This is a genomic window from Albibacterium bauzanense (genome assembly GCF_004339765.1).
Lineage (GTDB): Bacteria > Bacteroidota > Bacteroidia > Sphingobacteriales > Sphingobacteriaceae > Albibacterium > Albibacterium bauzanense.
On sequence record NZ_SMGO01000002.1, the window covers coordinates 327,958 to 343,993 of the forward strand.

The 16,036-nt window shown below is 34.6% G+C and carries 9 protein-coding genes; all 9 read left to right on the forward strand.

The window, feature by feature from the left end; translation table 11 throughout:
* The first annotated feature begins 30 nt into the window (after positions 1-30).
* On the forward strand, positions 31-387 hold the full coding sequence (locus C8N28_RS07315; protein WP_132223128.1) for a MobC family plasmid mobilization relaxosome protein: 357 nt from the start codon (positions 31-33) through the stop codon (positions 385-387).
* A complete protein-coding gene (locus tag C8N28_RS07320) occupies positions 377-1,345 on the forward strand; it encodes a relaxase/mobilization nuclease domain-containing protein (protein ID WP_132223131.1) in 969 nt (322 codons plus the stop codon). Before C8N28_RS07315 ends, C8N28_RS07320 begins: the two co-directional genes overlap by 11 nt.
* A gap of 23 nt (positions 1,346-1,368) precedes the next feature.
* Positions 1,369-2,043, forward strand: coding sequence for a hypothetical protein (locus C8N28_RS07325; protein WP_132223134.1), 675 nt, complete (start codon positions 1,369-1,371; stop codon positions 2,041-2,043).
* Between the two features lie 728 nt (positions 2,044-2,771).
* A complete protein-coding gene (locus C8N28_RS07330; protein WP_132223137.1) occupies positions 2,772-4,124 on the forward strand; it encodes a hypothetical protein in 1,353 nt (450 codons plus the stop codon).
* Positions 4,125-4,218: 94 nt separating this feature from the next.
* Complete coding sequence (locus C8N28_RS07335; RefSeq protein WP_132223140.1) at positions 4,219-7,452, forward strand: hypothetical protein; 3,234 nt, start codon at positions 4,219-4,221, stop codon at positions 7,450-7,452.
* A gap of 221 nt (positions 7,453-7,673) precedes the next feature.
* The gene (locus tag C8N28_RS07340) at positions 7,674-10,367 is read left to right on the forward strand and encodes a class I SAM-dependent DNA methyltransferase (RefSeq protein ID WP_132223143.1); all 2,694 of its coding nucleotides are present in this window, start codon (positions 7,674-7,676) and stop codon (positions 10,365-10,367) included.
* Positions 10,367-12,010 carry an RNA-binding domain-containing protein gene (locus C8N28_RS07345; RefSeq protein WP_132223146.1) on the forward strand — a complete coding sequence of 548 codons (1,644 nt, stop codon included), beginning with the start codon at positions 10,367-10,369 and terminating at the stop codon, positions 12,008-12,010. The genes C8N28_RS07340 and C8N28_RS07345 overlap by 1 nt, the downstream gene beginning before the upstream one ends.
* Before the next feature lie 555 nt (positions 12,011-12,565).
* Positions 12,566-14,488, forward strand: a complete 1,923-nt coding sequence (locus tag C8N28_RS07350; protein WP_132223149.1) for a DEAD/DEAH box helicase — start codon at positions 12,566-12,568, stop codon at positions 14,486-14,488.
* A complete protein-coding gene (locus tag C8N28_RS07355; RefSeq protein ID WP_165870313.1) occupies positions 14,485-15,990 on the forward strand; it encodes a GIY-YIG nuclease family protein in 1,506 nt (501 codons plus the stop codon). The genes C8N28_RS07350 and C8N28_RS07355 overlap by 4 nt, the downstream gene beginning before the upstream one ends.
* Positions 15,991-16,036 lie beyond the last annotated feature (46 nt).

Below are 16,036 nucleotides of genomic sequence, written 5' to 3' on the forward strand. Positions count from 1 at the left end.
GATAGTCGTAAGCCCAAACATTGAATAATCATGAAAGAAAAGATAGATAATAATTCTCAAAAATCCACCAAAGGGGATTTTCAGAAAACCTGTAAGGTTACATTCCGATTAACCGAAAAGGAAAAAAACACATTCATTAATCGATCGAAAAAAGCCTATATGTCTCCGAGCGAATTCCTGCGGAGAAGCATTCGAGATTCAAAAATAATTACTCGGTTAAGCCCAGAGGAATTAGAAATCTATAAACAGCTGTCGAGGATTGGCCATAACATCAATACCATCCTCAAACTTGCACATATTGCAAATATACATGCGGTTGAAGGTCAATGTCAAGAAATATTAAGTGCGATTAACAAACATCTTAAACATTTGAGCAATGATTGGTAAGACTCTTAAATCTGGATCTAGTTTTTCTGCCACCGTGAATTATGTTGCCGAAAAAGAAAAGGCAGAAATTCTCTATAGTGAAGGAATCCGTGACTACCTCACAACCAAAGAAATGATTGAGGATTTTAAAGCTCAGTCAAACCTTAATCCTCGTTTAAACAAATGTGTAGGTCACTGCATTCTTTCCTTTTCTAAAGAGGATTTATCAAAGCTCCAACTTGAAGGAGATATGTCCAAAACGATGTTGGATAGGGCTAAAGAGTACCTTGAAAAAGTGAACATTGTTAACACTCAATTGCTCATTGTTCGTCATTTTGATCGGGAGGCGGAAGGCTTGCATATGCATGTGATATATAATCGGGTTTCGAACTCGGGGAGAACTATTTCAGATAAGAATATTGGGTTGAAGAGCGGGAAAGTATGTCAAGCAATGAATCAGAAATATGAGTATAGCAACGGAAGAAAAGGAGAACATCGAGTAAACAGGCATCGACTTAGAGGAACCGACAGCCTTAAATATACAATTCGAGATGCTATTACCGCCCGGTTAAAAACATCCAATAACCTCCAGGAACTAAAAGATCAATTACAACGCTACCACGGAATTTCAATGCAATTCAAATATGCAGGCAAAACCGATTTGATACAAGGCGTATCCTTCAATCATAAAGAACAATCTATAAAGGGTTCAAGTATTGGATACAGCTACGGGAAACTAAATTCTATTTTCAATGAGAACCAACTTACGATAAAGAAAAATTTCACTAACCATGCTGATGAATTTAAACCTTTGCTCAACATTATTCAGCCTCATCAATCCATTTCTCATTCACCATTAATACCCAATATTGGCTTAGGCATAATCAGCGATCTACTCTCGATTAGTGGAACATCTCAATCTGAAGAAGATAATGCACAGAAGAAATGGAAGAAGAAAAGAAAAGGCATACAACGATAAATTAACTTTAAATCTATACCCTCATGGAAAACGAAGAAATTAAACACCGAGTTGAATCATTGGAAAAATCCAATGACCTTATTTTAGAAACGATCATAAAAGACCAGAAAGAATCTGCTTTGGCTCTAGATTCACATATCGAAAGCTTTAAAGAGTATCATAGGAAGCTGGAAGAAGGTGCTCAAAGTAGGAGAGATTTTGTAAAAACACTAGACCTTTTTTACGATGCAGTACAAAAGGTTGTAGACCATAATGAAACACACCATCAAGCAAGGGATTATTTTAAAAATGTAACAGATGAATTTAAACAGCATCTCGATGAATCGAAGGAGTTCATAAAAATCCAAACTGATAAGATCCCCAATTCATTCCAAGTAAAACATCATGTTGCGCCTAGTTCACTGGGTATCTTAGCAATAATGGTCACCTTAGTACTAACATCAGTCTTTGCTTTAGGCTGGGGCATTGCGAGCTATCACGAAAAAGAATCCTTAAAAGCTAATAACGTCAAATATCGAATGTTCAGGCACGAATTCCCCCCTTTGGTTCAAAGCATCGACTCTTTGTATTATGAAAATCCTGAAAAAGCAGAGTTGGTAATTTCCAAACTGGAAGAAGAAGCGGAACTGAGGAAGGCAGCTGAGAGGAAAAGGCTGGAAGCTGAAAGTATTGCTGGAGAGAAAGAGATAGTTGATTAAATAGAGGACAAACAAAAAACCACTCCCCCGTCGGCGAAGAGCAGTTTTTAACAACATCTTACAATTAATCACGCCATGTTATTAAAACTGCACATTTCCGGCTCCCACAAAAGCACATTTAGAAACAAATAACCTGTTAAAAAAAAGAGTATTTGTTCTAAATATACTTTTCTCTCCTAATGCGCCGCTTGCTACAATAAGTGACAATCTGAATCAAAGGAGCTCGACCAGATTACCTATCCATTTAGAGACTTCCACGATATATCATTTTAGACTATATCGATTTATAAACATATATACACACAACTAAAGATGTGGACACGTTTATGAAGCCCTCTAACCAAAAAGCTAAAGCGGCATATGTATTTTATGTGTTTACATTTTATTAAATATATGTACCAGAGAGTTTGAGTACAGACGGGTTGGGAATGCAACATTTTTACTTAAGTTTGGTAACAATATTTATGGATACTATAAAAGGGAAAGAATAGTGAAATATACTGCATTTAGGAATATTTATGTAGTATATAGGTAAGTTATGCACAAGTTTCCGAAACCTCTCGAAATATAGAGACCAAAACTTAATAATCTAATTGAACATATTGAAGATTTAGTTGATGCCGAAAAAAATATGATTAATGAATCTATAGCAAAAGATTGTGTGACAATATTCATTGAAATAGAAGAATAAAAGCTGTCCATAACAGTCGTTATTAGCAATAAAAAAAATGAACAAATTCTTCGAGGAAATAGAAAAATTGCTTTACCTCACCAGAAACTATGGTGTAGACAATTATATAAAAAGAGGTGGAAACAAAGATGAAATCAATCCTTATGAATTTTGTAAGTTTTCAAATTTTGGATTTAAAAAAGCCCAACTAAAAGTTTTAGAATTATTACGGAAAGAGGCTGAAGTTAAAATGGAAATCAAAAGTAATCTATCTGAAGAACGTTTAAAAAAAGCTAAAGATCAGTTAAAAATAAAACAAATCCAGACTGATTTGAAATTGTCAGAAATGAGGGAAGGGTTATTGAGACATGTCATTGATTCAATTGCTTGGCAAATATACGGTGGAAAGAGAGAAATCATGGGACGATATTACATGGAAGAAGAAGGAGCAACTTCTATTACTGATGAAGGATTTGAAGCTACTTTAGCCTTAGCAAATAAAATAAATGCTGATCCAACAAAATTTGCATTAATTACTGATTTAACAGAAAACATACAAATAGGAGATTTACATGTTTGGTCTCCTAAAGGAATTGATATAATTGAGGTGAAAACAGGAGAGAAAAACAGAATAGCAATTGAACTATTTGGATTCTATGATACCAATAATCTTAATCCAACAGAATGTATAGAAAGAATTGACGATGCAAAAATGAGAAAGCAAATGCAAAGAATGCAGAGTCAAAAAGAGAAAATGAAAAAGACGAAAAGGATCTTGAATAAAGATTCAGGGGAATACCAAAAAAATCCTGAGTCAAGAGTCGAAATTCATGAGTCTCACTTTCAACAAGAAACATACCATAGTAAGATTTTAGCCTTGATAGAGAAATCCAAAGAAAAAGGTTGGGCTTATGAATCTATTGGGGCAATAGTAAATGTTGGTGTTTATCGTGATAACTGGAGATTTGGTGCAGGAAAGGAGGCTTTACTTGAAAGTAATAGAGGATACCAAATAATAGATATAAGAGAATGTACGGGGTTCACAATAGGGGAACCTCTTCTTTGCAAACCGTTCCCTGATAAGATAATAATGGATATTATCAAAGGAAATATCATCATTTATATTGGTGTAGATTTACAACGGGTTATTGATTTTGGTAATGACATTGGAGGTTCAATGAGGTGGTCAACCAAAAAAGAATTACACGATATGAAAACTACTTCACCTCTAAAAGGTAGAGAGATTATTTCCCATAACAATCGTGGTGTAATAATGGCTGAATCTAAAAATGGAAAGGCCTTTATGGGAGGTGGGTTTATTTGCCGACTAGTTTTCGACCATTTACATCCTTGGATTGAGATAGCAAATAGAGTTCATACTTATCAAAATGAAATCGAAGACGAAGAATAAATAGAGCTGAGAACAAAATACATGACGATCAGAGACCCTATCCGTCGCAAATCGAGAACATTTTTAGTCATGCTAACTCAACAATCGTATCAAAATGAATGAAAGAAAATTTCCTACTCCTTCTCAATTTTACAGACACCGAAGACCAGAATACTTTTCTGATTCAAAGATTGTAGCAAAAGCTATTTTACCAAGAGAACAATTAGATTATGAGCTTAGTCAGATCTCTGTAAATCAAAAGCATGATAACTTTGAAACTTTGTGTAGAAAACTGGCTGAAAAACTAATCTCACCAAATTTAATTCCTCAAGTAGGTCCAACTGGAGGTGGCGATGGAAAAACAGATTCAGAAACTTATCCTGTTTCGAACTTTATTTCAGATAGATGGTTTGTCGGTGATAACAAATGGAATGAAAATGAAAATTGGGCTTTTGCGATAAGTGCAAAAACGGATTGGAAACCTAAAGTAAAATCTGATGTCAAAAATATTGTAGACACAAAAAGAGGTTACACTAAAATATTCTTTTTCTCCAATCAAAAAATATCCAGTAAAAAGAAAAAGGATACTCAAGACCAAACAAAGATTGATTACAATATTGAGCTTATTATTTTAGATGCTGAATGGATACTTGAAAATGTTTATAGCAGCCGCCTATTAAATGATGTAATAGAATCATTGAATTTATCAAGAACATATTTAGAAGAAAAAACCATTGGTTCTAGAGATACAGAAAGATTAAATCAACTTGAAGAATTAGAGAATCAAATTAACTCTCCAAGTCGATTTTTAGAAATTGATTTTCAATTAATTGAGGACTGCCTTGAAAGTGCTATAATTTCAAGAATGTTAGAACTTCCAATGGCCGAAGTTATTGGAAGGTTTCAACGCGCATTAAAATTCGCACATAAACTCAATAATATTCAATTAAATATTAGAGTTCATTATCAATTTGCTTGGACATTAATCAATTGGTATGACGATTATAAATCGTTCTATAATGAATTCTTAAATGTAAAAGAATTAGTCCAGAATGAACCTAATCTGAACAATCTAGAATTTTATTTAAACCTATCAAACATTCTTAAAACAATTTCCAGTATTGACGAAGTTAAAGAAGTACTTGTAATCGATAACGAAAAAGAAGATCAAGATTTTATAACGTTTATAATTCAATGTAGTCAAAATAAAGATAAACCATCAACTTCTCTCCTTGCTAAATTTCATTTATCATTCTTTCAAATAAGAAAAAAATTAGAAAATGGAATATCTGTTTCTGATGAATTGATAAAGCTTAAAGACTACTTTGAATTAAGTAGAAATCATTTAGATATACGATTTGAGCAACTAAAAGACATTATTAATGTTTATGGCGAAATCCTTCCTGATAACAACGACTTTGACAATTTGATTGATGTCATTGCAGAAATAGAAGCTACTAGAATATCTGAATTAACTTCTGGTCAAACATATTTAAGTAGAGGTGTTATTAAATTACAAAATAATCTTAATAAGGAAAGTCTTGTATATTTTGGTAAAGCCGCAAGGAAACTCGCAAAAGATGAAACTCAAATGGAGTTCTATTATTGTTTAATGCTCTTAAGTGAAGCATATTCAAAACTAGACCTTTATTGGGCATCATATAATGCTTTAGTAACTGCAACCAACATTTTTGCGAATAATTGGTACACAACAGGAAATTTAAGCCCTAATTTCCTCAAGGGTGTTGAGAAAATACTTAAGAATGAAGCTATAATAGGAAGAGTTCCTGTACTATTATGTTGGTATGAACTATATTCTGTCTTGAAACGATATTTTCAGCAAAAAAATGATAATAATAATCTTGAAGACATCCCAACGGAGCATTTGACTGACGCGTGTTTATCTATTAGATTATTAAATATGAGATTTAAAGATTTTGATGTTTTAAAATCTTTGCCTGATATTTTTAAAATAAATGAACTGTGGCTAAGTGAGGATGCTGCTTTATATTTATTAGGAAATGAAGACTTGATTGAATTAGATGAAACAAAAACATCATTAAGAAAAGAGAATTTTCCGGAATACTATAACAAATTTGCTAATCAGCCTTTTGTTGAACAAATTGCCTATGAAACTAATTTTTTAAATTCTCAAGAAGTTTCTATTGAAAGTCAAATTCTTGGAATAAAACTTAAAATCACATTTTCACGGAATCCGAAATTATTAATACTAGCAGAAAATATACTTGCGTATTTTGAATCATTCCTTGCAACTTCATTTGAGGAAGCTTTTCCAATATCAGAAAACATAAATGTAAATATTGATCTTGAAGAAATTGACACTAAGTTCAAAATAGAGGTTATTAATAAAAACTTTATCACAATACATGTAAAAAGTTCAATTGTATTTAGTAGGAGAAATTTTAAAGAACTTATAGACGAACTACTTCCTCAAGTTATAGGAGGAAATTATATGTTCAAAGACATCGAACAGTTTTTCGACAGCCTATTTAACAAAGATGAAGTCCATGAAAGATTATCTTTAATTTTGGAACATCATAATTTCTTGACTAACGTTTTATCTAACAAACCAAAATTCTTTTTGGAAAACTGGGTAAACAATCAAGTTTCAGAATATAAATTATTAAGAACTGAATCTCCTATTTTAATAGATAAGGAATTACAGAAGTTACCTGAAAAAGAAGAAACGGAAGGAAATCCAAAGTTTAAAAACATTTCACATAAAAAAATAAAAGCCGAAACTATAATTAATACTGAATTATGGGATAATGCTCAATGGAAAGCTTTTGGATTTTTTGCTTCTCAAGAAATCCCGTTTGGGATAACTTTATTATTTGAAAACGGCGATTATGGACGAAAAATATTTGAAGAATGGATAACTAATTATGGGAAAAATGATATTAACAACATCATTTCCATTACAATTATAAAAGGAATTGATAAAAACAACCCCTACTGGTATAAAGTATTGGTTTGCAAAAATGTAAATAAAAACTTATATAAAGATGGTAATCTGGTGTCAATCTCATCTAGATTCCATCGAATGGAACCAGCTAATTACACAAATCTTAATAAGATTACCAAAGGTTATGAAACATTTAAAAAGTATTATCTGATTCCTTCATATATCGATAGTAATTATAAAATATCACCCTATTTAGATTTAGGAATCCTAAAAACAGAATTAAAGATAATTGACGCTTGGAAAATCGGAATACATGACATTGAAAAAGCTGTAATCACTGATGAGGATGACCCAATTATTCCAAATGGAGTCATTGATGCACCAATACTTGAGGTTCTAAAAGAAAAAAAGTTGAATATTTAATAAGCATAAAGAAAAATTACTAGAAAGAATACTATACGACAAAATCATTATCTTGGAAGCTCGAAGAACTTCGGCTCATTAATATTTGAGGTTGAATTAGCAGGAAGCCTAATTTTTAACGATCCGGAGAAGAATCTGAACAGAGTTAAAAGGAAAAGGTTCTTATCTTTTATTCCTACTTTTACAACAATAGCAAACAATTAGAAATTTTAGTCCCCAGAATGAACATCTTTCAAATCGAAAAAAACATTGAAGGTTTAATGACCAACTTTGATGAGGAAACCTTTGTCTATGATTTCTTGCTAGCCTATGGAACAACCAAAGCAGCAGTAAAGCGATTGAAAGATGGGGGACTGAATCTTTCTAAGCAACCCGATGAGTTACTCTGGAAAAAGAAGCTTCATTTTAAAGAAAGCAAAGAAGAGAAGGATCTATATTCTCAAATTGAGGATTTAAAACTAGCTGACAATACATTACGTCATCAACCAAGGTTCATCATTGTAACGGATTATAAAAAACTACTGGCTATTGATACCAAGACCAAAGACAGTCTTGATATTGCTTTTAATGAACTTAATAAGCACTTCGACTTTTTCCTTCCTCTGGCGGGCATGGAAAAAGCCACTTATCAAAATGAAAACCCTGCAGATGTAAAAGCGGCGGAGAAAATGGCTCGCTTATATGATGAAATTCTAAAAGATAATCCAACTCAATCATCAGAAGAAGTTCACGCCCTTAACGTTTTTCTATCCAGAATTCTGTTCTGCTTTTTTGCAGAGGATACCGATATTTTTTCTAAAAGTCAATTTACAAATGCACTCACTTCCCACACTCGCGAAGATGGGAACGATTTACAAACTTACTTTGAAGGCTTATTCCAAACATTAAATACCAAGGATAGAAAAGATCTACCTAGTTATTTCGAAAAGTTCCCCTATGTAAATGGCGGACTTTTCAGAGAGAATCATCCTATTCCAATTTTTACTAGACGAAGCCGGCAAGCTATTATAGATAGCGGAAGTTTAGACTGGAGTGCGATCAATCCTGATATTTTTGGATCAATGATCCAAGCGGTAATAACGCCAGAACATCGTGGAGGTTTGGGAATGCATTACACTTCCGTCCCTAACATCATGAAGGTTATCGAACCTTTATTTTTAGATGAACTAAAAGAGGTGTTTGAAAAATCAAAAGCCAATAAGAACAAACTAGAACAATTACTGATTCGCCTTACTAAAATTAAAGTTTTTGACCCCGCCTGTGGATCTGGGAACTTTTTAATTATCGCCTATAAAGAACTGCGGAAACTCGAAATGAAGATCATTAAGCAGATTGACAAACTAACGGGGCAGCAAAGTATGTCTTTTAGCAGGATTAGCTTAAACCAGTTTTATGGGATTGAACTGGACGATTTTGCCCATGAAATTGCTTCCCTTTCCTTATGGCTTGCCGAACATCAAATGAACGTGGCATTCTTCAATGAATTCGGTAGAAGTACGCCGGCCCTTCCATTAAAAGATGCAGGTGAAATTGTTCATGGCAATGCTACCCGATTGGATTGGGAAGATGTTTGTCCAAAAACGGATAAGGATGAGATATATCTTTTGGGAAATCCACCGTATAAAGGTTTTTCTCAACAAGATAAATCTCAAAAAGAAGACTTGTTTAGAATCCTAAATTCCAAAACGAAGCTTGACTATATTGCATGTTGGTTCATAAAAGGTGCTGAATACATATTAAACTTTAATATAAAAATGGCCTTTGTTTCAACTAATTCCATTTGTCAAGGAGAACAAGCCACTTTACTATGGGCTGATATTCTTAAGAAAAATGTTGAAATCAATTTTGCTTTTCAATCTTTTAAATGGGCCAACAATGCTAAAAGCAAAGCTGCTGTAATCTGTGTAATAGTAGGGTTACGAAATATTTCTAAAGAAATTAAAGTTCTGTATAAGGGAATGCATCGCGGAGTCGTTAAGAATATCAATCCATATCTTATTGATTCTGATAATGTTTTTATACAGAAAAGAACCAAACCCCTATCTTCATTTCCTTTAATGGTTCTTGGAAATATGCCCTATGATAGAGGAATCCTACATTTTTCAGAAGAAGAATATAGAGGTATATCCGTTACATCACCTGAATCAATTAGATATTTAAAAAAAATAGTAGGTTCCCAAGAATATATCAATGGTTTCTATAGGTATTGTATCTGGATAGAAAACGAACAATTGAATGATGCAATGAAAAATGATCTTATTAGGGATAGAATAATACAAAATAAGGAAACTAGACTTTTATCAATAGATAGTGGGGTTAGAAAATTAGCAACCAAACCTCATCAATTTAGAGAAATGAGAGTTGCTGAGAGCCATTCTCTTATTTTACCAGGTACTTCATCTGAAAGAAGAGATTATATTCCTGTAGGATACTTAGATAATGATACCATCATAAATAATTTGGCATTTGCTATTTATGATCCTAGTAACTACATATTAGCCATAGTTGCTTCAAGAATGCATATGACATGGGTAAGAACAGTTGCTGGCAGGCTGAAGAGCGATTACCGCTATTCGTCCGTTCTATGCTACAACACCTTTCCTTTTCCAAAGATCAACGATTCTCAGAAACAGGAACTTGAAAAACATACTTATCGAATCCTAGAAGAAAGAGAAAAACATTCAGAAAAAACACTAGCTCAGCTTTACGATCCTGATAAAATGCCAGAAGGTTTACGTGAAGCACATCATCAAAATGATCTAGCAGTAGAACGCTGCTATCGTAGTAAACCTTTTGAAAGTGATGAAGAACGATTAGAATATTTATTCAAGCTTTATGAAAAAATGATTGCCGAGGAGGAAGAAAAAAACACCTTATTTGCCAAAGAAAAGAAATCCAAGAAAGGAAGAAAATAATGGAAGAACTTTTAAATCAATTGTTACAGTCGGATACAGAAAGCGAGATTCTTGAGTTTAAGGAAGCCAGGGGTCAGTATGATAAAAATAAATTGGGCAAGTATTTTTCAGCATTGAGCAATGAAGCTAATTTGAAAAATAAAACTTGTGCGTGGTTGCTTTTGGGGATTGATAATAACAAACAAATCGTAGGTACATCTATTACGGATGCACAATTGAACGACTATAAAGCTGAAATAGCATTTCATACTTCTCCTTCACTTAATTTCAGGGATGCTTACCGAGTTGATGTTGAGAACAAGAAAGTGATTATGTTAGAAATTCCCGCTGCACCGCAAGGCATTCCAGTTGCCTGGAAGGGGCATTATTATGGTCGGGATGGGGAAAGCTTAGGAGGGTTAAACATAGAAGAGCTGGAGCGGATACGCAATCAGGCAAGGGTCTTTGATTGGAGCGTTCAGCTTGTCCGTGGAGCTTCTATCAATGATCTTTCTGAAGAAGCGATTGCAAAAGCCCGTGTTCAGTTTGCGGAGAAAAATCACTCCCTAAAAGATGAAATGGCAAAATGGGATAATATTACTTTTCTAAACAAGGCAAAAGTTACTATTAATGGTCAGATTACCAATACTGCAATTTTATTGTTGGGAAAAGCAGAGTCTGAGCATTTTATCAGTCCTGCTACTTCAAAAATTACTTGGATATTGAAAGACCGCGATGGAATAGAAAAAGATTATGAGCATTTTACTTGTCCCTTATTTTTAAGTGTTCAACAGGTTTATGGCAAAATCAGAAATATAAAATATAGGTATTTACAAGAAGGGACTTTATTTCCGGATGAAGTAAACCAGTTTGAGCCTTATATTATTCGAGAGGCATTGAATAATTCGATTGCCCATCAAGATTATATGTTGGGAGGGAAAATACTAGTGATTGAGCGAGAGGACGGCGTGCTTACATTTTCTAATTCAGGTAGTTTTATTCCTCGATCAATAGAGAAAGTGATTGCTGCAGATGCTCCTGAAAATCGCTATAGGAATCCTTTTCTAGCGAATGCCATGGTTAATTTAAATATGATTGATACCATTGGGAGTGGTATTAAAAAGATGTTTGTGATTCAAAAGGATAAATTCTTTCCCCTACCTGAATATGATCTATCCAATCAAAAAGTAACCGTGAGTATTACTGGTAGAATTGTAGATGTCAACTATGCTCGTAAGCTGGCCCAATTGCCCGACCTACGGTTGACAGAGATTATTTTACTTGACAAGGTTGCTAAGAATAAACCTATAACGGACCCCGAGGTTCGGCAATTAAAAGCGAAGAAGCTTATTGAGGGGAGAAAGCCTAACTTTCATATTTCTGCGGGTTTAGCCAAAGGCTCCGGACAAGAAGTCGATTATATCAAAATGAGAGGAATCGATGATGACTATTATATGAAGCTTATTGAGGATTATTTATTAAAGTTCAAAAAAGGAACTAGGAATGATTTTGAAAATATGCTTCTTGATAAGTTGCCCGACGTTCTCTCTGTGGTTCAAAAAAAGACCAAAGTAAAAAATCTCCTGCAAAAACTAAAAACACAAGGGAAGATTGAAACTGATAAAAAAAGACAGTGGGTTAGACGGGAGTTAGACGAGATTTAGACGAGATTTAGACGAGATTTAGACGAGAATGCAATTAACTACCTGACAGCCAATCTTCTATATATCTTTAAACGTGTTCTGTTTAGACGAGTAATGAATGATAAATTTGCTGTTAGACAAATATTTTTGAAGATTCGCTTAAAAGAAGTAGATTGAGAAATCATTAATGTTGAAAGGAAAAAGTAAAGTACCAAGATAACGTATTGTCCTAAGTCTGCATATCAGACAGTTATACTTTGTCTTCCTGATCTACGTACCAAGATGACTTCATTTACGTACTAAGATGGTACTTTGTTATTGACAAAGATGGTATGGAAATGTTTTTGAAAGGGCTTGCTAAGGGCTCAATTCTTAACTAATCAACAACGAACAATTTACTAATCATTTGTATATCAATGGCTAACATAAAGAACAAAGGGCTCACTAAGGGCTCAAATAAATAAGATGAAAATAAAGAGGGACCAAGATGGCTTCAAGTACGTACCAAGATGTTATAAATTAAACCGATCTTGAGTTGAGAACTTCTTAATACTTGATTATTAATTCAAATAAATTATGCCCGATATTGTAAACGTAACCTATCACCAAACTGGACAGAGCACCCAAACCAATACAATGGGGATGCGCGAAATGCAAGAGAAAGCTTTTGAAAAACGTGATGCCCAGTATTTATTACTAAAAGCACCTCCTGCTTCTGGTAAATCACGTGCATTGATGTTTCTAGCATTAGATAAGCTGATCAATCAAGGAATAAAGAAAGTAATTGTAGCAGTCCCAGAACGATCCATTGGAGCTTCTTTTAGAAGCACCAAATTATCAGATTATGGCTTTTTTGCCGATTGGGAACTCAATCCGCAATATAATCTCTGCACACCGGGAGCAGATGGCAGCAAAAGTAAAGTTCAATCATTTACGAACTTTATGGAGAATGATGAAAAAATTCTAATCTGCACACATGCCACGCTCCGTTTTGCTTGTGACGGAATAGATGAGTCAGTTTTTAATAATACACTAATTGCAATTGATGAATTCCATCACGTTTCTGTAGATGCAGACAACCGTTTGGGTGAGGTATTGAAAGGAATAATGCAGAAATCAACGGCTCATATTATTGCGATGACAGGTTCCTATTTTCGTGGGGATAGCATTCCTGTTCTTTTGCCTGAAGATGAAACCAAATTCGAAAAAGTCACCTACGATTACTATCAGCAATTAAATGGATACGAGTATTTAAAATCCCTGGGGATTGGGTATCATTTCTACCAAGGGAAATATGCTTCTGCTATTATGGAAGTATTGGATACTACTAAGAAAACCATTCTGCATATTCCAAATGTAAATGCAGGGGAGTCTACCAAAGATAAATATGAGGAAGTAAATACCATTCTGGATGCCATCGGGGATGTAGACCATGTTGATGATCACGGCATCATCCACCTAAGAAGAAATCTGGACGGCAAAATTATTAAGATTGCAGATTTGGTAACCGATTATAATGATCGAGATAAAAGGGTTGCTTATCTCAGAGATATCGAGGAGCCTGAAGATATGGATTTAATCATCGCTTTAGGAATGGCAAAAGAGGGCTTTGACTGGCCTTTTTGCGAACATGCCTTAACGGTTGGTTATCGTGGCTCCTTAACAGAGATTATTCAAATTATTGGCCGCTGTACACGTGACAGCTCAAATAAAACACACGCACAGTTTACCAACCTAATTGCGGAGCCAGAAGCTACTCAGGATGATGTGAAGCTTTCGGTTAATAATATGTTGAAGGCCATTACTGCATCTTTATTAATGGAGCAGGTTTTGGCCCCTAGTTTTAAATTTAAAACAAAGCGAAGTGATGATGATATTGCCGGCCCTGGAGAAATTAAGATACGAGGACTAAAAGAACCAACGTCCCAACGTGTTCGTGATATTATTGAAACAGACTTGAATGATTTAAAAGCTACAATTCTTCAAGACGATACCATGTTGAAAGCAATGCCTGGCAATTTAGATCCAGAAGTGATCAATAGGGTACAAATTCCAAAAATCATCCAAATCAAATATCCAGACCTTAGAGATGAAGAGGTGGAAGAGCTAAGGCAACATGTGGTGGTAGATTCGGTTATTCGAGCAGCTGAAATCACAGAATCAGGCGGCAAGCGCTTTATTAAAATGGCCGACAAGTTTGTTAATATTGACGACCTCCATATCGATTTGATTGATCGTATCAATCCTTTTCAAAGAGCTTTTGAAGTATTATCCAAATCGGTTACAACAAATGTATTAAAGCTGATTCAGGAAACCATCAATGCGAATAGAATACAAGTTAGTGAAGAGGAGGCCGTAGAAGTTTGGCCTAAAATAAAGGATTTTGTTGGCACTTATAATCGTGAGCCTAGCATTGCCTCTTTAGATCCTTTGGAAAAAAGAATGGCAGAAGTATTGACTTATATCCGCGATCAAAAGCGAAAAATGCAAACTTCATGAGAGAAAAGAAAACTCTAGCCGATATTTTTGCTGATGATCCATTCAATTTACTGGATGTAAAAAAGATAAGTACTCAAGCTATAACAGCGGATGAACGTCTATTGGAATCATTCAATGAGATCAATGTATTTTATGGTAAAAATCAACGTGAACCTCAGTCTGGAAAAGGAATACAGGAGCATCGATTGGCTGCACGATTAAAGAACCTGAGAGAAGATTCAGAGAAAGCTTCCTCACTAGCAGGAGCAGATGAATATCATCTATTAGAAGTCAAAGAGAAGAAAGTTGAAAGCATTGCTGATATCTTTTCTGATGATGGTTTTGGGTTGTTGAATAACGATGCAGATGATATTTTTAATTTGAAGCATGTTACTAGTCCCGAGGAAAGAGCCAAAGCAGACTTAGTAGCCCATCGGAAGAAATGCCTAAATTTTCAAGAGTATGAAGCACTCTTTAAAAGCTGTCATCAAGAACTTAAAGACAAGAAAAGAAAAGTCGTTCCCTTTGTTGAGAAAAGTCTGGACAAAGGCGTATTCTTTGTTTTAAGTGGGATCATTGGCTATGTGGAAAGTATTTTGGAAACATACAAAGATGAGTTTGGCAAGATAGATGGGCGAACCCGTATCATTTTTGAAAATGGAACAGAATCCAATATGCTTTTTCGTTCCTTGATCAAAAGGCTATATGAAGACGGGAAGTTAATCACCGAGCATCAAGATAACTATTTGAACCCCTTGCGTTCGATCACAGAGGAAGATCAAGAATCGGGTTTTATTTATATTCTCAAATCAAAAAGTGATCGTCAGGAAATAACATCAATTCCTCATTTATACAAAATTGGTTATTCAAAAGGAGCAGTTGAAGAACGAGTTAAGAATGCTGCACAGGATCCAACTTATTTAATGGCACCAGTTGCAATCGTGACTGCTTTTAAATGCTATAATATGAATCCTCAAAAGCTGGAACAGTTACTCCATAATTTCTTTGGCTCTTCCTGCTTAAATGTGGATGTCATTGATGAACGAGGAAGGCGATCGGTACCCAGAGAATGGTTTATTGCGCCATTAAATGTGATTGAGGAAGCCATTCAGATGATCGTATCGCGCGAAATTGTCCATTATCGTTACGATGCCAATAGACAGGAAATAAGAGCTAGAGAGTCCTTTGATAAAACCCGGCGGGCATTAAGCATCCGTCAACCTTATGCTGAACAAATTATGCGTGGCTTTAAAAAGGAGGAGTATAGAGGTATTCCGACCAATATTAGAGGCCGTGTTTACATTTATGCTTCCAATACCTTGGCGGACATAGATGCTTCTTTACGCTTAGGTATAAAAAACGAGGATCTCCCAAGAGGAGTTTTGATTGGTTCTGTAGAAATTGTAGGTTGTGAAGGAAATAAAAGATTAGGATATGCTTGGATACTGGCTAATCCAGAACGTTTACCGGAACTGATTAAACCAGTGAAGAAACCACAACCAGTTTGGTTTTATCCGTTTTAGATCTTTATAAAAAATAATTCGAATGGCAAAAAGCAAACAAGCACAA